General features: G+C 72.7%; 20 protein-coding genes. 10 read left to right on the forward strand and 10 right to left on the reverse strand.

What is annotated here, in order from left to right; genetic code table 11:
- Window positions 1-5: 5 nt before the first annotated feature.
- From ACIP64_RS34570 to ACIP64_RS34585, 4 genes are all read right to left on the reverse strand, one after another.
- Entirely contained in the window at window positions 6-725 is a 720-nt protein-coding gene (locus ACIP64_RS34570) for a cytochrome b/b6 domain-containing protein (protein WP_401594803.1), read from the reverse strand.
- Window positions 667-1,401 carry a molybdopterin-dependent oxidoreductase gene (locus tag ACIP64_RS34575; protein ID WP_401594806.1) on the reverse strand — a complete coding sequence of 245 codons (735 nt, stop codon included), beginning with the start codon at window positions 1,399-1,401 and terminating at the stop codon, window positions 667-669. The genes ACIP64_RS34570 and ACIP64_RS34575 overlap by 59 nt, the downstream gene beginning before the upstream one ends.
- Before the next feature lie 101 nt (window positions 1,402-1,502).
- Window positions 1,503-2,117: a hypothetical protein gene (locus ACIP64_RS34580; RefSeq protein WP_401594809.1), complete on the reverse strand. Its 615-nt coding sequence runs from the start codon at window positions 2,115-2,117 to the stop codon at window positions 1,503-1,505.
- 63 nt (window positions 2,118-2,180) lie between these two features.
- The gene (locus ACIP64_RS34585) at window positions 2,181-3,266 is read right to left on the reverse strand and encodes a LacI family DNA-binding transcriptional regulator (RefSeq protein WP_401594812.1); all 1,086 of its coding nucleotides are present in this window, start codon (window positions 3,264-3,266) and stop codon (window positions 2,181-2,183) included.
- A gap of 205 nt (window positions 3,267-3,471) precedes the next feature.
- Between ACIP64_RS34585 and ACIP64_RS34590 the strand changes: the two genes are divergently transcribed.
- Window positions 3,472-5,646 carry a glycoside hydrolase family 3 N-terminal domain-containing protein gene (locus ACIP64_RS34590; RefSeq protein WP_401594815.1) on the forward strand — a complete coding sequence of 725 codons (2,175 nt, stop codon included), beginning with the start codon at window positions 3,472-3,474 and terminating at the stop codon, window positions 5,644-5,646.
- Window positions 5,647-5,715: 69 nt separating this feature from the next.
- Here the strand turns inward: ACIP64_RS34590 and ACIP64_RS34595 are convergent, their stop codons facing one another.
- Complete coding sequence (locus tag ACIP64_RS34595; RefSeq protein ID WP_401594817.1) at window positions 5,716-6,108, reverse strand: winged helix-turn-helix transcriptional regulator; 393 nt, start codon at window positions 6,106-6,108, stop codon at window positions 5,716-5,718.
- Window positions 6,109-6,227: 119 nt separating this feature from the next.
- Here ACIP64_RS34595 and ACIP64_RS34600 point away from each other — a divergent pair, with 119 nt between their 5' ends.
- Both ACIP64_RS34600 and ACIP64_RS34605 read left to right on the forward strand, forming a co-directional pair.
- The gene (locus ACIP64_RS34600; protein ID WP_401594819.1) at window positions 6,228-7,076 is read left to right on the forward strand and encodes an NAD(P)H-binding protein; all 849 of its coding nucleotides are present in this window, start codon (window positions 6,228-6,230) and stop codon (window positions 7,074-7,076) included.
- A gap of 50 nt (window positions 7,077-7,126) precedes the next feature.
- On the forward strand, window positions 7,127-7,495 hold the full coding sequence (locus ACIP64_RS34605) for a signal peptidase I (protein WP_401594822.1): 369 nt from the start codon (window positions 7,127-7,129) through the stop codon (window positions 7,493-7,495).
- Window positions 7,496-7,510: 15 nt separating this feature from the next.
- Here ACIP64_RS34605 and ACIP64_RS34610 read toward each other — a convergent pair whose 3' ends face one another.
- Window positions 7,511-8,818 carry a ThuA domain-containing protein gene (locus tag ACIP64_RS34610; protein WP_401594825.1) on the reverse strand — a complete coding sequence of 436 codons (1,308 nt, stop codon included), beginning with the start codon at window positions 8,816-8,818 and terminating at the stop codon, window positions 7,511-7,513.
- A 588-nt stretch (window positions 8,819-9,406) separates the two neighbouring features.
- Here ACIP64_RS34610 and ACIP64_RS34615 point away from each other — a divergent pair.
- From ACIP64_RS34615 to ACIP64_RS34640, 6 genes are all read left to right on the forward strand, one after another.
- Complete coding sequence (locus tag ACIP64_RS34615) at window positions 9,407-11,632, forward strand: RICIN domain-containing protein (RefSeq protein WP_401594829.1); 2,226 nt, start codon at window positions 9,407-9,409, stop codon at window positions 11,630-11,632.
- Window positions 11,633-11,920: 288 nt separating this feature from the next.
- Window positions 11,921-13,345, forward strand: a complete 1,425-nt coding sequence (locus tag ACIP64_RS34620; protein WP_401594831.1) for a ricin-type beta-trefoil lectin domain protein — start codon at window positions 11,921-11,923, stop codon at window positions 13,343-13,345.
- Between the two features lie 70 nt (window positions 13,346-13,415).
- On the forward strand, window positions 13,416-14,141 hold the full coding sequence (locus ACIP64_RS34625) for a pyridoxal 5'-phosphate synthase (protein ID WP_401594833.1): 726 nt from the start codon (window positions 13,416-13,418) through the stop codon (window positions 14,139-14,141).
- A gap of 89 nt (window positions 14,142-14,230) precedes the next feature.
- Window positions 14,231-14,797, forward strand: a complete 567-nt coding sequence (locus ACIP64_RS34630) for a Clp protease N-terminal domain-containing protein (RefSeq protein WP_401594836.1) — start codon at window positions 14,231-14,233, stop codon at window positions 14,795-14,797.
- A gap of 12 nt (window positions 14,798-14,809) precedes the next feature.
- On the forward strand, window positions 14,810-15,802 hold the full coding sequence (locus ACIP64_RS34635; RefSeq protein ID WP_401594839.1) for an EamA family transporter: 993 nt from the start codon (window positions 14,810-14,812) through the stop codon (window positions 15,800-15,802).
- A gap of 166 nt (window positions 15,803-15,968) precedes the next feature.
- Window positions 15,969-16,943: a DMT family transporter gene (locus tag ACIP64_RS34640; protein ID WP_401594842.1), complete on the forward strand. Its 975-nt coding sequence runs from the start codon at window positions 15,969-15,971 to the stop codon at window positions 16,941-16,943.
- Here ACIP64_RS34640 and ACIP64_RS34645 read toward each other — a convergent pair.
- The gene (locus ACIP64_RS34645) at window positions 16,877-17,569 is read right to left on the reverse strand and encodes an alpha/beta fold hydrolase (RefSeq protein ID WP_401594845.1); all 693 of its coding nucleotides are present in this window, start codon (window positions 17,567-17,569) and stop codon (window positions 16,877-16,879) included. The two genes, ACIP64_RS34640 and ACIP64_RS34645, sit on opposite strands and share 67 nt — an antisense overlap.
- Window positions 17,570-17,744: 175 nt before the next feature.
- On the opposite strand from ACIP64_RS34645, the gene ACIP64_RS34650 reads away from it, so the two are divergent.
- A complete protein-coding gene (locus ACIP64_RS34650) occupies window positions 17,745-19,343 on the forward strand; it encodes a phytoene desaturase family protein (RefSeq protein WP_401594847.1) in 1,599 nt (532 codons plus the stop codon).
- A gap of 53 nt (window positions 19,344-19,396) precedes the next feature.
- On the opposite strand, the gene ACIP64_RS34655 is transcribed toward ACIP64_RS34650, so the two are convergent.
- The 3 genes from ACIP64_RS34655 to ACIP64_RS34665 all read right to left on the reverse strand — a co-directional run bounded on the left by ACIP64_RS34655 (window position 19,397) and on the right by ACIP64_RS34665 (window position 22,890).
- Window positions 19,397-20,272 carry a geranyl diphosphate 2-C-methyltransferase gene (locus ACIP64_RS34655; protein WP_401594849.1) on the reverse strand — a complete coding sequence of 292 codons (876 nt, stop codon included), beginning with the start codon at window positions 20,270-20,272 and terminating at the stop codon, window positions 19,397-19,399.
- Window positions 20,273-20,356: 84 nt separating this feature from the next.
- Complete coding sequence (locus ACIP64_RS34660) at window positions 20,357-21,415, reverse strand: family 2 encapsulin nanocompartment cargo protein terpene cyclase (protein WP_401594852.1); 1,059 nt, start codon at window positions 21,413-21,415, stop codon at window positions 20,357-20,359.
- A 32-nt stretch (window positions 21,416-21,447) separates the two neighbouring features.
- Window positions 21,448-22,890 (reverse strand): family 2B encapsulin nanocompartment shell protein, encoded by a 1,443-nt coding sequence (locus ACIP64_RS34665; protein ID WP_401594854.1) that lies wholly within the window; start codon window positions 22,888-22,890, stop codon window positions 21,448-21,450.
- Between the last annotated feature and the right edge of the window lie 28 nt (window positions 22,891-22,918).

The raw sequence follows: 22,918 nt of genomic DNA on the forward strand, positions 1-22,918 counted from the left end.
GGGCTTCAGCGGTCCTTCCCTCTGATGATCCCTCCACGGGGCCGTGCGAACCCCTCAGGCGCGTGCTCGTCGTCCAGCCACCGCGGATGCAGCCGCCGGGCCCAGGTCCGCTCCACGTACCCCGTGCGCATGCCGAGGCGGGCCTGCGGGTCGCGGAAGGCCATCCGCATGTGGCCGAACAGGACGGCGACGGCGGCCCAGGCCAGGATGTCGTGCACGAAGATCGCGCTGGTGCGGGAGACGGAGGGGAGCACGCCCGTGAACCACATCAGCAGGCCGGTGGCCATCATGGTCAGGACGGCGCCGGCGATCCAGCCCGCGTAGATCTTCTGCCCGGCGTTGAACTTGCCGGCCGGCCGCGCCTCCGGTGAGGTCAGGCGCTTTCGGACCGCCCGCAGCCACTGCCTGTCGTACCGGGCGAAGCGGTTCAGCCTGCGCAGGTCGGCGCGGAACGCCGGCGAGGCCAGGCCGAGCAGGAAGGGCAGCGGCAGCAGGATCCCCGACCACTCGTGGACGGTGACGACCAGGTGGCGGCGGCCGACCAGCTGGGCCAGCGGGGCCAGGTAGAGGCATGCCGCGCTCGTCACGCAGAGCAGCATCAGCCAGCCGGTGGCCCGGTGGACCAGGCGTTCGGCGCGGGTGAACCGGGCGACGAGTCCGGCGCGTTCAGGCCGCGGCAGCGTCGCCGCGCTGGTCGGCTCCGTCGAGCCAGCCGTCGACGGCATAGCCGTACTCCTCCCAGTAGCCGGGTATCACCCGGTCGGTCACGGTGATCCCGGACAGCCACTTGGCCGATTTGTAGAAGTACATGGGCGCCACGTAGAGCCGGACGGGGCCGCCGTGCTCGTGGCTGATCGGCTTGCCCTGCATGGTCAGCGCCACCATGACGTCGGAGCGGCGGGCCTGGTCGAGGGTGAGGCTCTCGGTGTAGACGCCGTCGAAGCAGGTGAAGTGGACCGCGGCGCCGTCCGCGTGCACGCCGGCCGCGTCGAGGAGGTCCGCGAGCCGCACTCCGGTGAACGGGGTGTCGGCCACCCGCCAGCCGTCCGTGCACCGCACGTCGTGGACGATCCGGGTCTGCGGCAGGGCGCGCAGGTCGCCGAGGGTGTACGTCCTCGGGCGGTCGACGAGGCCGTTCACTCGCAGCCGGTAGTTCGTGGCGTCCTTGCGCGGCACGGATCCCACGACGCTGTAGTAGCGAAAGCCCCCGGGGTTGGGCAGCACCCCGGTGAGCCCGGTGGGGTCGACCTGGGAGGCCGCGCCGAGGAACTTCTCCCACCCGCGCTGCGCCCAGGGGGCGGCGGCGAGGCCGGCGGCTCCCGCGCCGAGCATGGCGAGCATGGTGCGTCGCGCCACCGGCGGGCCGTCGGCCTCCGCGGCGCGCTTCCGTCGTTCAGCCATGCCTCACGAAGCCTCTCCTCGCCCATCACCTGCTGGAAGAGTGACGACCTTCGCATGCATGTGCGTCACCTGTCAAGGTGGTGATGGGTGGGAGGGGGGTGTCAGGGGCAGCGCTCGCCGAATTTCACGGCCTTGAACGAGACGGGCTGTCCGTGCAGCGCGGCGCCGGGCGCGGGGGTCTGCGAGCACACCTGCCAGTTGCTCTCCAGGAGGATGTAGCGCTTCTTGCCGGACACGTCCTCCGCCGTGATGCTCGTCATGGAGGGCAGGGCCCGGCGCGCCACGTTCAGGGAGGTGCCCGTCAGGTCCGGCATCGTGCTGCCGGCTGTCGGGGGCGCGCTCGCGTCGCTCCCGGGGCAGGTCTCGGCGAGCTTGACCGTGCCGAGGTCGACGGTGGTCCGCGTGGGGCGGCCCGGGGCGGGGCTCTGGAAGCAGACCTTCCAGTCGCGGTCCCAGATCTGCTCGCGCCCCCGGCCCGCGGAGTCGTGCGAGTCCAGCCGATGGAAGCCGAGTGACTGCGCCCGGTCCTGGGCGGCCTGCAACTCCATGCCGCGCAGGTCGGGCAGGTCGGCGACCGCGGCGGGGGCGGTGGTGCGGTTCCCGGAGGGCCGGTCGCTGGTGCCGTCGTCCGCCGGGTCGCACGCGGTGAGGGCGGTCACGGCGGCGACGGCGAGGATCGCGGCCAGCGGGCGGGCGGCGGGGCGGCTCGGGCTCATGACGCATACGTACCCGGGCACACCGTGTGAATGCCGCAATCACGACGGAAGGGTGACGTACGGTCAGGTCGAAGCGGCCCCGCAGCTGCCGCGGACCACCAGGCGGGTCGGCACGACCGAGGGGGCGGGATGCTCCGCCGGGCCCGGGCCGAGCAGGTCGCGCAGCGCGGCGACGGCGGCGGCGCCGAGGGCGTTGCGGTCCTGTGCGACGGTGGTCAGCGCGGGGCTGACGAGGGTCGCGGCGTCGATGTCGTCGAAGCCGACCACGGCCAGGTCGCGCGGTACGGACCGGCCGGCCTCGGTGGCGGCGCGCAGGGCGCCGACGGCCATGAGGTCGCCCGCCGCGAACAGCGCGGTCGGGGGCTCGGGCAGGGCGAGCAGGCGGTGCACGGCGCGGCGGCCGCTCTCCAGGAAGAAGTCGCCGGTGACCACGTACTCCTCGGGTGCGGGGAGCCCGAGGCGGGCGCACGCGGAGCGGAAGCCGGCCAGTCGCCCGGCGGCGGGCGGGAGTTCGGGCGGCCCGGTGACGGTGGCGATCCTGCGGTGGCCGAGGGCGTGCAGATGGGCGACGGCCGTTTCGGCGCCGGCGGCGTTGTCGGAGGCGACGCTCGCGGTGCGCGGGCCGTCGAGGGCGACGTCGAGCCCGGCGCAGGGGGTCCCGGAGGCGGCGAGCACACGCAGGGCGCGGTCGTCGGCGGGGCGCCCCATGACGATGACGCCCTCCAGACTGTGCCGGCGCACGGCCTGGACGTACACCCCGTCGGGATCGCCGGGGCCGGCCGTCGTCAGCAGCATCAGGTGGTAGCCGGCGTCGGACAGGGCGGTGCGCACCGAGCTCAGCAGCCCTTGCAGGAAGGGGTGGTGCAGTCCCTGGGACTCGTGCCAGGTGTCCCACAGCAGGCCGATGGTGTCCGAGCGGCGGCGGACCAGGGTGCGGGCCGGTTCGTTGGGGGCGTAGCCGAGTTCGCCGGCGAGCCGGCGGATGCGTTCGCGGGTGGCCCGGCTGACGTCGGCCCGGTCGTTGAGCGCACGGGAGACCGTCGCGGTGGACACCCCGCTGCGCCGGGCCAGTTCGCGCAGGGTGACGGCGGTGGCGCCCTGGGGCGGGGGGACGGGGGTCTGGTCTCCGGGATTTCGCGGCACGCTCACGTCTTGACGGTATGTCATGTCAGCGTCAGGCTCTAGGGGCGACAGCAGCCGGAAACGTTTACGGCCAGTGCCCCCGACGGGGCCGGACAGGAACGGGATGCCTGCGATGCCTGCGAACGAACCGCGCACACGCCTCACTCGCTCACGACTGAGAAACCTCGTCGTCCTCGTGACGGCGGCCGCCTGCGCCGCTGCCGTCGCGTCCGTGCCCGCCCAAGCCGACGGCCCGCTCTACACGCGGGCCGGCGCCCCGGTGGACCTGCGCGTGAAGGACCTCCTCAAGCGCATGACGCTGGACGAGAAGATCGGCCAGATGGACCAGATCGCCGTCGCCCGGATCCAGGGCGACTGCGAATGGAGCGGCGGCGCGCTCAACGAGAGCTGCATGAAGACCGTCCTCGCCGACTACCCGGTCGGCTCGGTGATCTCCGGCGGCGGCATGGCCCCCGCCAAGAACACCCCGCAGGACTGGGCCACGATGGTCAACGCCGTGCAGAAGTACGCCATCACCAACTCACGGCTGCACATTCCGATCGTGTACGGCGTGGACGGGGTGCACGGGCACAACAACGTGCTCGGTGCCACGATCTTCCCGCACCAGATCGGCCTCGGCGCCACCTGGGACCCGGGCACGGTGCACGACTCCTCCGCCGCCACGGCCCGCGCCGTCGCCGCCACCGGCATCGACTGGAACTTCGCCCCCGTCGCCGACCTCGCCCGCGACCAGCGGTGGGGCCGCTACTACGAGACGTACGGAGAGGACCCGCTGCTCGCCGGCACCCTGGCCGCCGCCGCGGTCGACGGCGCCGAGCACGCCAAGGGCGCCAAGCGGGTGGCCGCCACCGTCAAGCACTTCGGCGGCTACTCCGAACCGGCCAACGGCCACGACCGCGTGCCCGCCGACGTCTCGATCCGCTATCTCCAGGACACCCTGCTGCCCTCGTACAAGCAGGCCGTGCAGTCCGGCGCCAAGTCCGTCATGGTCAACTCCGGCGCCGTCAACGGCGTTCCGGCCACCGCGTCGACGTATCTGCTCACCAAGGTGCTGCGGCAGCAGTGGGGCTTCAAGGGCGTGACCGTCAGCGACTGGGAGGACGTCCGCGCGCTGCAGACCCGCTACAAGATCGCCGCCGACTACCCCGAGGCGATCGCGCTGGCCGTCAACGCGGGCCTCGACATGGCCATGGAGCCGTACTTCGCCAAGGAGTGGAGCCAGGGCCTGCGAACCGCCGTGGACCGCCGCCTGGTATCGCAGCGGCGGATCGACGAGGCCGTGAGCCGCATCCTCAAGATGAAGTTCGAACTCGGCCTGTTCGAGCACCCGTACGTCGACGCCGCCAAGGCCGACGCCGCGGTGAACGGCGCCGACGCGGGCCTGGCGCGCACCGCCGCCGCCGAGTCGCAGGTGCTGCTGCGCAACGAGGGCGGCGTGCTGCCGGTGAGCCCCTCCGCCAAGCGGATCGTCGTCGCCGGTTCCTACGCCGACGACATCAACGACCAGGCGGGTGGCTGGACCATCGGCTGGCAGGGCGTGCCCGACGGGGTGACGCTGCCCGGCACGACCATCCTCAAGGGCATCCGCGAGGCCGCGCCCGCCGGTACCGAGGTGGTGCAGGCCAAGACCGCCGACGACGCCGTCGCCCAGGCGAAGAACGCGGACCTCACGATCGTCGTGGTCGGCGAGAAGGCCGCCGCCGAGGGTGCCGCGGACAGCCCGCGGCCGGAGCTGACGGCCGATCAGCAGGCGCTGGTGAAGTCCTTGAAGGCGAGCGGCAAGCCGGTCGTCACGGTCGTCGTGGCCGGGCGCCCGCTGGTGCTGGGCGACGCCGAGGGCACGCAGGGCCTGCTGATGTCCTGGCTGCCGGGCACCGAGGGCGGCCACGCCGTCGCCGACGTGCTCTTCGGCAAGGTGAACCCGAGCGGCCGGATGCCAGTGTCCTGGCCGCGGAACATCGGCGACGAGCCGATGTACTACCAGCAGCTGCCGGGCACCAACGGCGGTCCGGAGTCGTCCTACGACCCGCTCTACGCCTTCGGCGCGGGCCTGTCCTACACCACGTACAGCTTCGACGCCCTCACCGCCGACACCAAGGGCGTCAAGGTGACGGTCTCCAACACCGGTGCGCGCGACGGTGACCTGGTGGTCCCGGTCTACGCGTCGCGGCCGGTCAGCGACGTGCTGGCGCCCGCGCGCAAGCTGGTGGCGTTCACGAAGGTCCACCTGAGGGCGGGCGAGCACCGCACCGTTCGGCTGGACTTCGCCAAGAGCGCGCTCGCGGTGACTCCCGGGGACATCGACGGCTCGGGAACGCCGCGCGTCGAGCGGGGCACGTACACCTTCACCGCGGGGGACAAGAGCGCCGACGTGGTGCTGCGTTAGGTGCGGCGCGCCGGGGACCGCGGGCCGCACCGCCCCCGTGGTCCCCGGCGTCCGGCGTGTCGGCGCGGGTCAGCGCGTGTCGTCGTCGTACGCGGCCCGCGCCTCGTCCACGTCGCCCATGTGCTCCTGCGACCAGTGCGCGAGCGACGCGAACAACGGGGCCAGGCTGCCGCCCAGTTCGCTGATCTCGTACTCGACGCGGGGCGGCACCTCGGGGTGGTACGTGCGGATCACCAGGCCGTCGCGCTCCAGTTGGCGCAGCCGCTGTGTCAGGACCTTCGGGGTGACCGAGCCGATGCGGCGCTGGAGTTCCACGAAGCGCTGCCGGCCGTGGGCGTGCAGGGTCCACAGGATCGGGGTGGTCCAGCGGCTGAAGACCAGGTCGACGACCGGGCTGATCGGGCAGGCCAGCGCGGGGTCGGCGGCCGGGGACGGGGCGCTGCGGGCGGACGGGCTGCTCATCGGGGCGACTCCGTGAGGACTCGGCAGCGTTCGGCATAGTCACTATCTTCTAGGTACCTACTATACCTGCGCTGTTAGCTTCGTCCCGTCGCAGTCAACTCGCCGATACGGAGCTGAAGATGATCGCAGTAACAGGTGCCACCGGGAACGTCGGACAGCCGCTGGTCCGCGCCCTCGCCGCGGCGGGGGAACAGGTGACCGCGCTCTCCCGCCGGAGTCCCGCGCTCGGCGCACTCCCCTCCGGAGTACGCCATAGGAAGGTCGACCTGACGGCCCCGGAGGAACTGCGCGAGGCGCTGGACGGCGCCGAGACGCTGTTCCTCCTGCCGGCCGGGGAGCTTCTGAGGCCCGGCGGCCGGCCGTACGACCTCGTCGGCGCCGCCAAGGCGGCCGGGGTGCGCCGCGTCGTGCTGCTCTCCTCGCAGGCCGCCGGCACCCGCCCGCAGGCGGTCTCGCACGAACCGCTGCGCGCCTTCGAGGCCGCGGTGCGCGAGTCCGGCACCGATTGGACGATCCTGCGCGGCGGCGGTTTCGCCTCCAACGCCTTCGCCTGGGCGGAGTCGGTGCGCACGGCGCGCACGGTCGCCGCGCCCTTCGCGGACGTCGCGCTCCCCGTCGTCGACCCCGCCGACATCGCCGCGGCCGCGGCGGTCGTCCTGCGCGACGGCTCCCACGCGGGACGCACCTACGAGGTGACGGGCCCCGTGCCCGTCTCGCCGCGCGAGCAGGCGGCGGCGATCGGGGAAGCGCTGGGCACGCCGCTGCGCTTCGTCGAACTGGGCCGGGAGGAGGCCCGGTCGGGCCTGCTGCGCTTCATGCCGGAGGCCGTCGCGGACGGCACCTTGGACATCCTGGGCGAGCCGCTGCCCGGGGAGCGGCGCGTCAGCCCCGACACCGAGGCACTGCTGGGCCGCCCCGCGGCGCCGTTCGCCGCCTGGGCGGCGCGCAACGCCGCCGCCTTCCGCTGAGGCGGTGTGCGGGAGCAGGCCTCCGGCCTGCGGGATGTTAGCGTCCGGCCATGGACGACAGCGTGTACGTGGGCAACGCGGGCCGGGACGCGGCCTTGGACCGCGGATGGCTCCTGGGCCACTTCAAGGAGGCCGGCGACCCCCGGCACAGCACGGACGTGGAGATCAAGTGGGGGGTCCACCCGAAGGGCGACGAGCGCGCGGCCTGGGTGCGAGGTGAGGCCCGCACGGCCGTGCTGGTGCTGATCAGCGGGCGCTTCCGGGTCGAGCTGCCGGGGCGCAGCGTGGTGCTCGCCGAGCAGGGCGACTACGTCGTGTGGGGGCGCGGGGTGGACCACTCCTGGCACGCGGAGGAGGAGTCCGTCGTGCTGACGGTGCGCTGGCCGTCCGTACCCGGTTACGGGGTACGGACGGCCTGACGCGACCGCCCGGTGTCAGGACCGGGCGGTCAGCTGGAAGGACTGGGCGGCGGTGCCGTTGCAGGTGTACTGCTGCATGCGCGCGGCGTCCGCGGTGGACGCCGACGGCACGTCGAGGCACTTGCCGCTGTTGCGGTTGACGAAGTGGAAGGTGCCGCCGGTCTCCGCGACGGGCAGCCACTGCTGGTTGGCGCCGCCCGAGTACGACCAGAGCTGGATCTTGGCGGCGTCGGCGGTGGAGACGTCGGTGACATCCCACGACTTGGTCGCGTCGTTGCGGTTGTTGATGCGGTAGTAACCGCCACTGGTCGCCTGGAACTGCCAGTCCTGCGCGGTGGTGCCGTTGCAGGTGTACTGCTGCACGGCGGTGCCGTTGGCGGTGGCCGCCGCGGCGGCGTCCACGCACTTGCCGCTGTGCTTGGCGGCGACCGTCGCCCAGCCGCTGGGCAGGGTGCCGGTGGGCGGTGTCGGGTCGCCGGTGGAGCCGGTGCCGAGCCACTTGAGGCCGTCGAGCAGGAAGGTGTTCTGTGTGGCGCTCGCGAAGGTCGACGACAGTCCGGTGTTCGTGTCGTAGTTCATCGCGTTGTGGCCGAAGTTGGCGTACAGCATGCGGTACTTGTTGTTGGTCCACAGGATCGGGTAGTAGCCGCTGTACCAGGACTGGTTGGGGTCCGTGCCCAGCGGGAAGCTGACCGGGTCGACGGACGCCAGGATGTCGATGTCCGGGTTGGTGCGCAGGTCGTTGCTCCAGCTGTACCACTCGCTGACGGCCGAGGTGAACGTCGCGGGCAGGTGCACGGTCGAGGGGTGGGTGCGGTCCTCGACGCGCAGCACGGCGGTGGTGGGGCCCCAGGTGTTCGTGGCGAAGTTCCCACTGCCCAGGAACTGGTTGTAGTACCAGGGCCAGCTGGACGCGCTGGTCGTGAACGCCGAGACGTGGAAGCCCAGCCAGCCGCCGCCGCCGCGCATGTAGGACTCGAAGCCGGCGCGCTGGGCGGCCGTCTGCGGTGCGTCGTCGAGGAAGAGGACGACCTGGTACTGCTTCAGCGCGTTGCTGTCGGCCAGCAGGTTCCAGTTGTTGGTCGAGGTGTACGTGAAGCCGTTGGCGGCGGCCTGCTGCGGGAACCAGCGGTTGGCCTCGCCGACGAAGTTGATGTGGGCCGCGTCGTAGGTGCCGTTGTAGAAGGCGATCACCTTGAACGGGGTGGCGGCCGCGGCGCCGTGGCCGGTGACGGCGGGGGCGGCGGTGACGCCGAGGAGCACGGCGAGCAGCAGTAACAGCCGGCCGGCGGCGCGCCGGCCTGCGGTGGTGAGAGCGGTCATGGGGGGTCCTTCCCGTGTCGGCGTGCGTGGGTGGGGGCGCCGGTGAGGGTGAAGGGCGGGGCACGGCGTTGAACGGTGGCGCGGTGGGGGGATCCGTGGGGAGACCTTTGTCAACGTTGTGATTTAAGGAGTGAAAGAAGGTCCCCGTCAAGACTTTGGTACAGACCAGTCGGTGCGGTACCGGTCGCGGGCGCCGGAGCCGCGCGTGACGCCGCGCGGGGGTCTGTCTTCAAGTGTTGATCAGCGTGCGCCGACGGCCGGCGCTGCCGGGGGACCCCCGGGTGCCCGGTGTTTGGGCTGCTCAAACACCGCGTGTGCGGGGGGAGTCGAGTCTTTACCACGGATCGGCGGGAGTTCGGAATCCGTAGCGCCACCTCTTGACGTGTCCCTTCCATGAGCCTAACTTCACGCCGTGAAGAAAGGTTGTCCAGACCTTTCAGCCGCTGTCGCAGCCGGACGTTGCCCGTCCGGTGAAGCCCGTGTCAGTTCTTCGCACCCCGCACAGCACCTCACACTCCTGCATGCCGCCGCCCGATTCGGCATGCCCGCCCCCCACGGCGCCGCGCCCCGCGCGGCACAGGAGCATCCATGAGAATCCTCGGAGCACCGTCTCCGGACGCCCCCGGCCGCAGCCGGATCCGGCGCCGCGTCATACCGTTCGCCCTCGGCGCGCTGGTCGCCTCGGGCCTGTCCGCCGTCGTACTCGCCCCCCAGGCCCAGGCCGCCGTCCCCACCGGCTGGGTGACGGTCGCCGCCAAGCACAGCGGCAAGTGCGTCGACGCCGCCGCGGCGGCCACCGCGAACGGCACCGCCGTGCAGCAGTACGCCTGTAACGGCACCACCGCGCAGCAGTGGCAGTTCCAGGCCACGAGCGACGGATACGTGCGGGTCAACAACCGCAACGACGCGACCAAGTCGTGGGACGTCACCGACGTCTCCACCGCCGACGGCGCCCCGATCCAGCTCTGGTCCTACTCCAGCGGCGCCAACCAGCAGTGGCTGCCGGTGGAGGAGACCGGCGGCACCTTCCACTTCGTCAACCGCAACAGCGGCAAGTGCCTCGACGTGCCGTCGGCGTCCACCGCGGACGCCGCGCGCATGCAGCAGTACACCTGCAACGGCACCGCCGCCCAGTCCTTCAGCCTCGGGTCCACCGACGGCCCGCAGAACCCGCCGGGCACCCCCGACTTCGGCCCCAACGTCTCCGTCTTCGACCCGTCGATGTCCTCGGCCTCCATCCAGAGCAGGCTCAGCCAGGTCTTCGGCCAGCAGGAGTCCAACCAGTTCGGCTCGCAGCGCTACGCCCTGCTGTTCAAGCCGGGCAGCTACAACGTCGATGCCAACGTCGGCTTCTACACCCAGGTCGCGGGCCTCGGCCTGTCGCCGGACGACGTCACCATCAACGGCGCGGTCCACGCCGAGGCCGACTGGTTCCAGGGCAACGCCACCCAGAACTTCTGGCGTTCGGCCGAGAACCTCTCCGTCAACCCGTCGAGCGGCACCGACCGCTGGGCGGTCTCGCAGGCGGCCCCGTACCGGCGCATGCACGTCCGCGGCAACCTGCAGCTGGACGACGGCGGCTGGTCCAGCGGCGGTCTGATCGCCGACTCCAAGATCGACGGACAGGTGCGCTCCGGCTCGCAGCAGCAGTGGCTGTCGCGCAACAGCCAGTGGGGCAGCTGGACCGGCTCCAACTGGAACATGGTCTTCGTCGGGGACGTCAACGCCCCCGCGAACACCTTCCCGAACCCGCCCTACACCACGGTCGCGCAGTCCCCGGTGACGCGTGAGAAGCCGTTCCTGTACGTGGACTCGGCCGGCGCCTACCAGGTCTTCGTCCCGGCGCTGCGCACCAACACCCAGGGCACGAGCTGGGCGGGCGGCAGCCCGGCGGGCAGCTCGCTGCCGATCGACCAGTTCTTCATCGTCAAGCCCGGCGCCACCGCGACCGACATCAACGGCGCGCTCGCCCAGGGCAAGAACCTGCTGTTCACGCCCGGCGTCTACCACCTCAACCAGACGCTCAACATCAACCGGGCCGACACCGTGGTGCTGGGCCTGGGCCTGGCGACCATCGTCCCGGACAACGGCATCACGGCCGTCAACGTGGCCGATGTGGACGGCGTGAAGATCGCCGGTCTGCTGATCGACGCCGGCACGACCAACTCGCAGACACTGATGCAGGTCGGCCCGGCCGGCTCCGCCGCGCGGCACACCGCCGACCCGACCTCGCTGCACGACGTGTTCTTCCGCATCGGCGGCGCGGGCGTCGGCAAGGCCACGCAGAGCCTGGTGGTCAACAGCTCCGACGTCATCGGCGACCACATGTGGCTGTGGCGCGCCGACCACGGCAGCGGCGTCGGCTGGACCAGCAACACCGCCACCAACGGCCTGATCGTCAACGGCACCAACGTGACGATGTACGGCCTGTTCGTGGAGCACTACCAGCAGCACCAGGTGATCTGGAACGGCAACGGCGGCCGCACGTACTTCTTCCAGAACGAGATGCCGTACGACCCGCCCAACCAGGGCTCCTGGATGAACGGTTCGGTGCGCGGCTACGACGCCTACAAGGTCAGCCCCTCCGTCACCAGCCACGAGGCATGGGGCCTGGGCAGCTACTGCTACTTCAACGTCAACCCGTCCGTGGTCGCCGACCGCGCCTTCGAGGCGCCGGCCGTGTCCGGGGTCCGCTTCCACGACATGGTGACCGTCTCGCTCGGCGGCACCGGCACCATCAGCCACGTGATCAACAACACCGGAGGACCGTCCAACTCCTCCAGCAACGTGGCCAACCTGGTCTCGGGTCCCTAGCCAGGAGGGACCCGGCCGAGGCGGGGCCGCCGTGCGCACGGCGGCGGCGGCCCCGCTCCCCGGCGCGCCCGCGTCCACCCGGCGGTGCCCTGACGACCCGTGGATTCCCACGGGCGCAGGGGGTTGACGCGGAGCTGGTCTAGTCCATACCGTCATCGGCCATCAGCTGTTCATGTAGTGGGGTGTTGTTCACCTACATGAACAGCTGGCAAGCCCCCCACGCCGTCCCCGCGGCGCACCACCCCCCACAGCGCGCACCCCACCCGCGCCCACGACAGGAGTCGTCCTGTGCTGAAGACCGCCGTCAGAGCCCTCGCAGCCGCCCCCGCCGTCCTGGCCATGGCCGCCACCGCCGTCGTCGCCACCGGCGGCTCGGCGAGCGCCGCCGCCAACCCCGGCCCCGGCTTCCCCGCCCAGTACGCCGCGCCGTACGTCGAGACCTGGAACTCGCCCTCGGCGATGGCCAACGCCCGCAACGCCACCGGCCTGAAGTACTTCACGCTGGCCTTCGTCATCGACGGCGGCGGCTGCAACGCCATGTTCAACGGCGACACACCGGTCACCGACGCCGGCTGGACCTCGGCGATCAACTCCCTGCGGTCCGCCGGCGGCGACGTCATCGCCTCCTTCGGCGGCGCCTCCGGCACCGAGATCGGCGTCTCCTGTACGAGCGTGGCCTCGCTGAAGGCGCAGTACAAGAAGGTCGTCGACGCCCTCAACCTGACCCGCATCGACCTCGACGTCGAGGGCGGCCAGCTCGACAACACCGCTGCCAACGACCGCCGCAACAAGGCGCTGGCCCAGCTCCAGCAGGAGTACGCCGCCGCCGGCCGCAAGCTCGACGTGCAGTACACGCTCCCGGTCAACCCGACCGGCCTGGAGTCCAACTCGATCAGCCTGCTGAACAACGCCAAGAGCAACGGGCTGAACGTCAACCTCGTCAACATCATGACGATGGACTACGGACCGGCCATGGACATGGGCAAGGCCGCCACCGACGCCGCCACCGCGCTGCGCAACCAGCTCGGCGCGATCTGGACCACCAAGACCGACGCGCAGCTGTGGGCGATGGAGGGCAACACCCCGATGATCGGGGTCAACGACACCACCGCCGAGACCTTCAGCACCGGCAACGCCACCACGCTCGCCAACTTCGCCAAGTCCAAGGGCATCCAGGAACTCGCCTTCTGGGCGGTCGGCCGCGACAAGGCCTGCGCCACCAACGGCCAGCTGTCCGACTCCTGCAGCGGCACCCCGCAGAGCGCCTGGCAGTTCTCCAGCATCTTCAACACCGTCACCGGAGGCGGCACGACCCCGCCGCCCACCGGCTCCACCGGACAGATCACCGGCCTCGGCGGCAAGTGCGTCGACGTCGCCGCCGCGAGCAGCGCCAACGGCACCGCCGTCCAGATGTACGACTGCAACGGCACCACCGCCCAGCAGTGGACCGTGGGCACCGACGGCACCATCCGCGCCCTCGGCAAGTGCATGGACCTCACCGCGGCCGGCACCGCCAACGGCACCAAGGTGCAGCTGTACGACTGCAACGGCACCGGCGCCCAGGTCTGGCAGCGCGGCACCGGCGACACCCTGGTGAACCCCGCGTCCGGCAAGTGCCTCGACGTCACGGACAAGTCGACGGCCAACGCGGCCCGGCTGCAGATCTGGACCTGCGCCGGCGGCACCAACCAGCAGTTCCACCTCCCGGCCTGACAGGGGGACAGGCGCGCGGCCGCCCGGTGCACCGTGTGTGCGCCGGGCGGTGGCGTGTGAGGATCACGACGTGACCGACGACAAGCCCGGCGTCCGCGGCGAGACCGGCCAGGACGACCCCGTGACCGCCGACTCCCTGCGCGAACGCATGCGTTCCGCCCCCGTGCTGGCGGGCCCGCTCCCCGGCTTCGACCCGGCCGGCGCCGGGCCCGCGCCCGGACCGGTGTTCGCCCGCTGGTTGGCCCGCGCCCTGGACGACGGGGTGCCGGAGCCGCATGTCATGACCCTTGCCACGGCAGGTGCCGACGGCCGCCCCTCGGCCCGGGTGCTCCTGCTGCGCGGCGTCGACGTCGAGCGCTGCGCCTTCGACTTCGCCTCCGAGGCGGTCAGCCGGAAAGGCCGCGACCTGGCGGAGCGCCCGTACGCCGCGCTCACCTGGTACTGGCCCCGGCACGGCCGGCAGATCAGGGTGGCAGGGCCGGTGGAGATCCTGGACCGGGACACCGCACGCCGTGACTTCCTCGGCCGCCGCGAGCCCTCCAGGGCCGCCGGTTTCACCGGCGTGATGAGCGCGCCGCTGGACGGCCCGGAGGCGTACGAGGAGGCCAGGCGGCGCGCCACCGCGCACATCGCCGCCGCCCCGGAGGACGTCCCCGAGGGGCACACCGTCTACCGGCTCGCCGCCGACGAGGCCGAGTTCTGGCAGGCCGGACCCGCGGGCCGCCACATCCGGCTGCGCTACGCACGCGATCCGGCGGCGCCCGGGGTCTGGACGCGGGGTCTGCTCTGGCCCTGAGACGCCGGCCGCCGCCGTCATCCCTCAGGAGGACCGGTCGCCCGCGTGTGCCCACCCGCGGGAGGAGTGACGAATGGCCCCGCGCGCCGATGCCGCGCGACGGCAGAACTGATGGGGTGGGAACCGTGCACAGGGACGACTTGCGGCTCACGGTGGAGCTGCGCTCCGTGACCGCCGGGGCGCGGCGCCGCGCGGTGCGCGACGGCGACGACCGCGTCGACACCGCGCATCTGCTGCACTCCCTGCTGGAGAACGACCCGCGGGCCCGCGAGGCGGTCGACGGAGCGGCGGGCGGCGGGCAGGCGGCCCGCGTCCTGGGCTACCTCGTGCAGCGCAGCATCGGTTACGGCATGCGGTGGCGCGACGCCGTCGAGGACTCCGGCGCCCTGTCCGTGCTCACCCCCCTCGGCGCGCCCGGCTGGAGCCCGGCGGCCACCACGGCGATCGGCGCCGCGGTCGCCCGCGCCCATGAACGCGGTGTGGCGCAGGCCGACGGCGGCGACCTGCTGGCGGCACTGCTGGCCGACCCCGCCTGCCGGGCCGTGGAGGTGCTGCGCGCCGCCGGAGTGGACCCCGAACGGCTGCCGGCGCGTCCACCGGCCCAACGCGCCGGTGACGACAGTCGCTACTGGGGTGACGGTCCTGTCGTGAGCTGACATCATGGCCCGATGCATGTGTCTCAGGGGAGGAACACCGGGCTCGGACTCGCGCTCGTCTCGGCGTTCGCGTTCGGTGGTTCGGGGGTCGCGGCCAAGCCGCTGATCGAGGCGGGGCTGGACCCGCTGCACGTGGTCTGGCTGCGCGTGGCCGGCGCCGCGCTCATCATGCTGCCCGTCGTCCTGCGCCACCGCACCCTGCTGCTGCGCCGCCCCGCGGTGCTGGCCGGCTTCGGGCTGCTCGGTGTCGCGGGTGTGCAGGCCTTCTACTTCGCGGCCATATCGCGCATCCCCGTCGGCGTCGCGATCCTCGTGGAGTTCCTTGGCCCCGCGCTGCTGCTCGGCTGGGTGCGCTTCGTGCAGCGCAAGGCGGTCAGCAGGGCCGCGGCCGTCGGCGTGGTGCTCGCCGTGGGCGGCATGGCCGCCGTGGTCGAGGTGTGGTCGGGGCTGGCCTTCGACCCGCTGGGCCTCGCGCTCGCCTTCGGGGCCGCCTGCTGCCAGGTCAGCTACTTCGTCCTGGCCGACCACGGCAGCGACGGCGAGGACGCCCCCGACCCCGTCGCCGTGATCGCGTACGGGCTGCTCATCGGCGCCCTCGTCCTGACCGTCACCTCCCGCCCCTGGCGGATGGACTGGACCGTGCTCACCCACCGCGCCGACATGGGCGAGGTGTCCGTGCCCGCGCTGCTGCTCGTCGGCTGGATCGTGCTGGTGGCCACCGTCGTCGCCTACCTCACCGGCGTGCTCGCCGTGCGGCGGCTGTCGCCGCAGGTCGCCGGTGTCGTCGCCTGCCTGGAAGCGGTCGTCGGCACGGTCCTCGCCTGGATCCTGCTCGACGAGCACCTGGGCGTCCCGCAGGTCCTCGGCGGCGTCCTCGTCCTCGCGGGCGCCTTCGTCGCCCAGACCGCGAAGAAGCGCGGGGCGACGACCGTGGTCGCCGCCGCGGTCCCGGCGGCCGGCGAGGACGCCGCCGACGCGCCCCAGGACACGGCGCGGCTCGTATAGGGTCGGTGCCGTGCGACACACCGTTCTCCCCCCGCCGCCCGCCGCTTAAGGCGGACGGCGCACCCACGGAAGACCCGGCCCGGGCACGTCCCCGGGCAGGTGGCCGCTGCCCGCACACGGGAGCCCACGACCACCTCATTCCTTCCGCGGGAGCACCCTCGTGTCCATGTCCCCTGCCCTGCCGGTCCGGCGGGGCCTGCTCTACGTCACCCTCGCCGCCACCGCGTGGGGCACCGCGGGCGCCGCCGCCTCCGTGCTGTACGACCGCACCGGGCTCGGCCCCTTCGCCCTCACCTTCTGGCGCTCGGTCGGCGGCTGCGTGCTGCTGCTCGCCGCCCGCGCGGCCCCGGGCGCGACTCGGCCGCGCCGCCCCGGCGCGCGCACGCTGCTCATCGGTCTCGGGCTGACGGTCTTTCAGACCGCGTACTTCATGGCCGTCGCCGCCACCGGCCTCGCCGTCGCCACGGTCGTCACCCTTGGATCCGGGCCCGTGCTCATCGCGCTCGGCGAGCGGCTGTGGACCGGCGAACGCATCGGCCGCGGCGGCGCCTGGGGCGTCACCGCGGCCCTGGCCGGACTCGCCGTCATCGTTCTGGGCGGAGGCGGCGACGCGACCGTGCGCCCGGGCGGCGTCGCCCTCGCGCTGGCCTCCGGGGCGGGCTACGCCGCCGTCACCCTGCTGACCCGGCACGCCGCCCGCCGCGGGCAGGCCGAGGACCCCGCGTCGGCGTCGCTGTGGTCCTTCGCGGTCTGCGCCTCGGTGGTGTTGCCGCTCGCCGCGGCCGAGGGGCCGCTGCCGCGCCACGACGCGCTGACCGTCGCGCTGCCGCTGCTGCTGTACGTCGCCGCGGTGCCCACCGCGCTCGCGTACGGGCTGTACTTCGCGGGCGCGGCGGTCCTGCGGCCGGCCACGGTCTCGGTGATCGCCCTCATCGAGCCCGTCTCGGCCACGGTGGTCGCGATCGCGGTCCTCGGCGAGCGGCCGGGGCCCGCGACCGTGCTGGGCACGGCGATCCTGCTGGCCGCGGTCGCGGGCATGGGGGCGGCCGAGACCCGGCGGCCGTCGGCGGCCGGTCAGCGGCCGGCGTCGAAGGTGATCAGCGCGGCCAGCTCGGCGGGTGCCGACAGGAAGGGGGAGTGACTCCACGCGCGCCGGTGCGACCGCTCGGCGCGCAGGGCCATCGTCTCCTGGAAGGCCGGAGCCAGCGCGTTGTCGTCCTCGCAGACGATGTAGCTGGAGGGCACCGACTTCCACCCGGCTTCGGTGAGCGGCTCGCTGAAGGACTTCAGGGTGTGCGGCGTCAGCCGGGCGGCGGCGCGGTCGGCGTCCTGCGGGGCGACGCCACCGTAGAGGACGCCGCCCGCATCCTCGGGCGGGGGCACGGTGCCGCCGGCGCCGGGGGTGAGCTGCCCCTTGCTCACTGCGGCGAGCGAGACACCCTCGTCGACCAGGAAAGCGGCCAGGTACACCAGGCGGGAGACGTTGGACGCGTGCGCGGCGGCCTCCGTGACGGGCAGGCCGCCGTAGGAGTGCGCCAGGACGGTCACCGGGCCGTCGAGGGCCGCGAGCCGCTCGCGGACGGCGCGCGCGTCGTCGTACATCCCGGCGTTGTCCGCGGGGTCGGCGGACGCGCTCGGCAGGTCCACGGTGGCCGCACGCCATCCCAGCGCGGTGAGCTCGGGAACGAGCGCCTCCCAGCACCAGGCCCCGTGCCAGGCGCCGTGGACCAGGAGGATCGCGGGCTTGCTGAGGTCTTCGGTGGTCATCGATCGGCTTTCGTGAACGGCTGTGTCAACGAGTGTGGCGCGCCCGGACGCCGGACGCAGAGGAACGGGGCGTCGCGCGCTCCGCCCCACCGCCGCCCCCGCTGTCCGGGTGCGGCGCCGTGACGGGGCGTGCAGGCTGGAGGCCTCGCCCCAGCGACGAACCCGAGGAGCACTGATGCCCCGCACGGTCGATGCCGTCGTCGTCGGTTCCGGTGTGAACGGCCTCGTCGCCGCCACCGAACTGGCCAAGGAGGGCTGGTCGGTGGCCCTGGTGGAAGGGGGCGAGCGGCTGGGCGGCTTCCTCGCCACCGAGGAGCGGACCGTCCCCGGCTTCCTGCACGACACCTATGCCTCGTGGCAGCCGCTCTTCGTGTCCGGACCGGCCTACGCCGCCCTCGGGGAGGATCTGCACCGGCACGGTCTGGAGTTCCGCAACACCGACGGCTTCGTCACGGGCACCGTCGCCGACGACGGCCGCGCCGTCCTCGCCCACCGCGACGCCGTGGTGACGGCGGAGGCGTTCGCCCGCGCCGAGGACCGCGCCGCCTACCTCGCCATGCTGCGCCGGTTCCTCGACAACGCCGACGCCATCGGCGGCATGCTCGGCGGAGAACCCCGCTCGCCGGGGATGCTGAAGAACATCGCGAAGATGGTGCGCCGGGAACGGTTCACCGGCACCGAGGCCTGGCTGCGCGCCGCGCTCACCAGTGGCCGCTCGTACTGCCGCAGTACGTTCCACGGCGACGAGGCGGACCTGCTGTGGACGCCGTGGCTGCTGCACACGGGCCTGTGCCCGGACCACGCCGGCGGCGGCCTTCTCCTGCCCGTGGTGGCGTCCTCGCTGCACGGCTTCGGCCTGCCGGTGGTGGCGGGCGGCGTCCGCAACCTCGTCCGCGCCTTCGAGACGCTGCTCGCCGAGATGGGCGTCGACGTCCGCACCGGGCAGCCGGTGCGGCGGCTGCTCGTGACCGGCGGCCGCGTCACCGGGGTGATCAGCGGTGACGAGACCATCCACGCGCGCCGCGCCGTCCTCGCCTCGGTGACCCCGACCGCGCTGTACGGGGAGCTGCTGCCGCAGGACGTCCCGCTGCCGCCCGCGGTCCGCGGGCAGGCGCGGCGCTACCGCTACGGCCGCGCCGCGATGCAGATCCACGTCGCGCTCTCCGCCCCGCCCGGCTGGCGGGACGACCGCCTGGCCGGGCTGCCGGTGCTGCACCTGAGCGACGGGTCCGCGAGCACGGGAATGGCGTGCGCGGAGGCCGAGGCCGGGCTGCTGCCGCGCAGGCCCACGGTGGTCGTCGGCCAGCAGTACGTGCTCGACCCGTCGCGGGTGCCGCAGGGTGCCGCGGCCCTGTGGATCCAGCTCCAGGAACTGCCCTACGCGCCGGTCGGCGACGCGGCCGGTGAACTGGACGTCACCGGCGGCTGGACGAAGTCCCTGACCGAGGGCTACGTCGACCGGGTGCTGGAGCGCATCGCCCGGCACGCACCCGACCTGCCCGGCAAGGTGGTCGCCTGGGACGCCGTCACCCCCTCCGACCTGGCCGCGTACAACCCCAACGCGGTGGCCGGCGACCCGTACGGGGGCTCGGCGGAACTCGACCAGAGCCTGCTGTGGCGCCCGCTGCCCAGTGCGCCCCGGCACGCCACGCCCGTACCCGGGCTGTGGCACATCGGCTCCTCCACCCACCCCGGACCCGGCCTCGGCGGCGGCTCGGGACACCTCGCGGCCCGGCAACTCGTCCGCGGCGCGCGTCGCCGCGTCCGTCGTTGACCCGCCGGGGCGCGGCGGGTCGACGACGGACGCTCATCCTTCCTGATGGATTGTCAGACGCGGTCGGCCGCGATCAGCAGGTACTGGAAGCTGCCGTTCTTGTAGGCCGTCACGAACGCGTCCTCGATGCCCGTGACCAAGTGGTCCGCCTCACTGCGCAGTTCCCAGTACGGGAGGGTGGCGGGGGTCAGGTCCTCGACGTGGACCGGGACCAGCCGGTTGCGGGCCATGGCCCGGAAGTACTCCGAGCGGGGGTGGATGTCGCAGATGTAGTGGGCGTTGATGAGGGAGACCTCGCGCGAGGCGCGCCCGTACGTGTCGTTGTAGCAGCCGGTGATCACCACGTACCGACCGCCGCGGCGCAGCAGCCGGGCGTGCTCGGCGAAGAGCAGGTCGAGCTCGACGTACATGGTGGACTCGTTGTTCCACGAGGCCGCGTACCCGCCGGTGGCGAGCCCGGTGTCGAGCATGTTGCGGTGGTGGTAGCGCACCTTGGCGTCGATGCCGCGCTGCCGGGCCTGGTCGTTGGCGAAGTCGGCCTGCTTGGCCGAGATGGTCACGCCGTCGGTGTGGCACCCGTACCGCTGGTGCGCGACCACGCTGCCGCCGCCCCGCCCGCATCCGGCGTCGAAGACCCGGTCCTCCGGTGACAGCGGTCCGAGACGGGAGGCGAGGAGTTCCGCCTGAGCCTGTTCCAGCCGGTGCAGTTCACGGGTGATCAGCTCGCGGCGCAGGCCCGGGTCCGGCTCGTCCAGCACCGAGCGGTCGGCGTCGCCGATGCCGTAGTGGTGGTGGTACAGGTCGTCGAGCTTGCCGAGTTCGAGATTGACCGGGTTCTCCTCGGCGTTCCAGTAGTCCGCGACGCGGCTCTGGTACGTGGACTGCGTCGGGAGCGAGACGGACGTGGTGCCGGGGTGCACAGTGGTCAACGGTGACTCCTTGCTTGGGACATCCGATGGTCAGGCAGTGGTCGGACAGCGGTCGGCGCCGGATGGCCGGCGCCGACCGGGCGCCTACCAGTAGTGCGGCAGGTGGTAGCGGTGGGTGTTGGTGGCGTGCCACTCGTGGTTGCCGGACACCCAGTCGGCCAGACCCTGGGCGTAGCGCTCGATCAGCGGCGAGGCGGCGGACACCGCCGCGGACTCCCTCTCGAACGCCTCCATGATCTGGTTGTGGATCTCGACGCTGCGGAGATAGGCGGCCTTGAGGCCGCACTTCTCGTTCGCGGCGACCACTTGGGGCAGATTGAGGTGGTCGGGATCGCTGGCCAGCTCCTTGGTGAAGGAGTACAGGTCGTTGACGATCGTCGTGGCGTTGCAGGCCAGCGCGGTGATCCGCTGGACCTCCGGCCGGGCGTACAGCGGCTCGGGCAGTTCGTAGCCGTCCACCGCGTCGACGATCGACAGGCAGGGGCGGAAGTTGTTGAACTGCCGCATCACCAGGTACTCCCAGACCTCGGGCATGTGCCGTGTCTGCGCCCAGGAGGCCTCGGCGAGGTAGCCCAGGTGCAGCCGGGCGGCATCGTGCACGAACCTGTTCGTCTGGCTCGGGGTGGCGAGGACCGCGTAGTCCCGCAGCGCGCAGTGGTAGGCGCGCAGCGGATCGCCGGCGTCGACGGCGCTCCGCCACTGCGCCTCGTGCTCCGGGGTGCTGTGCAGGGGGTCGAGGGCGGACTGCGCGACGACCAGCCTGCCGCCCAGATGGCGCCGGGACGCCCCCTTGCCCTCGTCCTCCTCGCAGTAGCAGCTGTCGACGATGTTCTCGGCGAGCAGCAGTTTGCCCGCGGCGGTGAGCCGTTCCAGGTCGGCCGCCGCGGGGTGCTGCAGGGTCACGGCGCGGCCGCACTGGAACTGCGCGAAGTCCCCGCTCCACTCGGGAGGGAAGAGGTCCAGTTCGCGGGCCCAGGTCTCCACCCGCCGGTCGACCTCCGCCGACTTCTCCGGGTCGGCCGGGACGGCGGGACGGTGTCTCAGCCCGGGAATCGCGCCGTGGCGGCGGGCCGCCGTGGCCGGCGCGGGGTGGGGCGGGCCCGGCATGGTGAAGCCGGCGGCGGTGTTCGCGGACGTGCTCATCGATGTGTGCTCCACCGGGTCGTCAGGGCGGGTCAGTCCGCGGTCCGGCCGAGCTGGACGTTCTCCAGGATCCCGGCCGCGTCGGGGACGAGGATGGCCATCGAGTAGTAGGCGGTGAGCAGGTACTTGGCGACGGCGGCCTCGTCGATGCCCATGAACCGCACGTTCAGCCCCGGCTGGTACTCCTCGGGGATGCCGGTCTGGTACAGGCCGACCACCCCCTGGTCCGCCTCGCCGGTGCGCAGCGCGATGATGCTGCTGGTCTGGTCGTCGGAGACGGGGATCTTGCCGCACGGGAAGATCGGGACGCCGCGCCAGGCGGGGACCTCGTGCCCGTTCACCTCGGCCGTGCCCGGGGTGAGACCGCGCCGGTTGCACTGCCGGAAGAAGGCGGTGATCGCCTTCGGATGGGCCAGGAACAGCCGTGTCTTGCGGCGCATCGACAGCAGTTCGTCCATGTCGTCGGGGGTCGGCGGCCCGGTGAAGGTGCTGATGCGCTGACCGTGGTCGACGTTGCTCAGCAGGCCGAACTCCCGGTTGTTGACCAGCTCCCACTCCTGCCGCTCGCGGATCTCCTCCACCGTGAGCCGGATCTGCTGCCGGGTCTGGTCCATGGGGCCGTTGTAGAGGTCGGCGACCCGGGTGTGCACCCGCAGCACGCTCTGGGTCAGGGAGAGTTCGTACTCGCGCGGCCGCAGCTCGTAGTCGACGAACCCGCCCGGCAGCGCCGGCTCACCGCTGTGGCCGGCCCGCACCGGCACGTCCGCCTCACCCTTGCGGTTCGCCGGCAGGCGCTGCCGCTCCGCGTACGCCGCCAGGTGGGCGGCCAGCGACGGCACGCGGTCCGCGAACTCCCTCACCGCGGGCGAGGGCAGGGCGAGCACCACCCCCGCCGTCTCCGCCCGCACGGAGTGCGGCCACAGCGGGTCGGGTGTGGTGAGGGACTCGTCGCCCATCGGGGTGCCGTCCGTGAGGACGCCGAGCGCCGCCTCGTCCCCGTACCGGCCGGCGGCGAAGCGCGTGAAGCGGCCGCGGACGACGAGGTACACCTCCGTGACGGGCTGCCCCGCCTCGGCGAGGACCTGCCCGGGAGCGACCTCCCGGGGCGTGAAGCGGCCCGCGAGCTCCTGGAGGACGTCGAGGTCCGGGTAGCCGCGCAGCGCCGGCAGTTCGGTCAGGGTCCTGGGGATCACCCTGATGTCGTCAGCGCCGTTGTGCTCGAAGTCCACCCGGCCGCGCCCGGCGCGCAGTTGCAGTCGCCGGTTGACCCGGTAGGTGCCGCTCCTGACATCCACCCACGGCAGCATCCGCACCAGCCACCGCGAGGAGATGGCCTCCATCTGGGGCTCGGACTTGGTCGTGTCCGCCAGCCGGCGCGCGGCACGGGTGCCGAGACTGGTGGGCAGGCGGTCCGCGGGCGGGTCGAGTACGGATCCGTCGGTGCCGGGACCGGCGGCGCTGTCGGGTACGGGCACGAGGCCTCCAGAGGAGTCAGCGGTGTGC

The organism is Streptomyces sp. NPDC088733 (assembly GCF_044751185.1).
GTDB lineage: Bacteria > Actinomycetota > Actinomycetes > Streptomycetales > Streptomycetaceae > Actinacidiphila.

Coding starts and splice junctions, on each gene's coding strand:
- ACIP64_RS34635 (WP_401594839.1), top strand. CDS start 14,810: ATGCATGTGTCTCAGGGGAGGAACACCGGGCTCGGACTCGCGCTCGTC.
- ACIP64_RS34630 (WP_401594836.1), top strand. CDS start 14,231: ATGCCGCGCGACGGCAGAACTGATGGGGTGGGAACCGTGCACAGGGAC.
- ACIP64_RS34580 (WP_401594809.1), bottom strand. CDS start 2,117: ATGAGCCCGAGCCGCCCCGCCGCCCGCCCGCTGGCCGCGATCCTCGCC.
- ACIP64_RS34640 (WP_401594842.1), top strand. CDS start 15,969: ATGTCCCCTGCCCTGCCGGTCCGGCGGGGCCTGCTCTACGTCACCCTC.
- ACIP64_RS34660 (WP_401594852.1), bottom strand. CDS start 21,415: ATGAGCACGTCCGCGAACACCGCCGCCGGCTTCACCATGCCGGGCCCG.
- ACIP64_RS34595 (WP_401594817.1), bottom strand. CDS start 6,108: ATGAGCAGCCCGTCCGCCCGCAGCGCCCCGTCCCCGGCCGCCGACCCC.
- ACIP64_RS34645 (WP_401594845.1), bottom strand. CDS start 17,569: ATGACCACCGAAGACCTCAGCAAGCCCGCGATCCTCCTGGTCCACGGC.
- ACIP64_RS34570 (WP_401594803.1), bottom strand. CDS start 725: ATGCCGTCGACGGCTGGCTCGACGGAGCCGACCAGCGCGGCGACGCTG.
- ACIP64_RS34600 (WP_401594819.1), top strand. CDS start 6,228: ATGATCGCAGTAACAGGTGCCACCGGGAACGTCGGACAGCCGCTGGTC.
- ACIP64_RS34615 (WP_401594829.1), top strand. CDS start 9,407: ATGAGAATCCTCGGAGCACCGTCTCCGGACGCCCCCGGCCGCAGCCGG.
- ACIP64_RS34605 (WP_401594822.1), top strand. CDS start 7,127: ATGGACGACAGCGTGTACGTGGGCAACGCGGGCCGGGACGCGGCCTTG.
- ACIP64_RS34610 (WP_401594825.1), bottom strand. CDS start 8,818: ATGACCGCTCTCACCACCGCAGGCCGGCGCGCCGCCGGCCGGCTGTTA.
- ACIP64_RS34575 (WP_401594806.1), bottom strand. CDS start 1,401: ATGGCTGAACGACGGAAGCGCGCCGCGGAGGCCGACGGCCCGCCGGTG.
- ACIP64_RS34650 (WP_401594847.1), top strand. CDS start 17,745: ATGCCCCGCACGGTCGATGCCGTCGTCGTCGGTTCCGGTGTGAACGGC.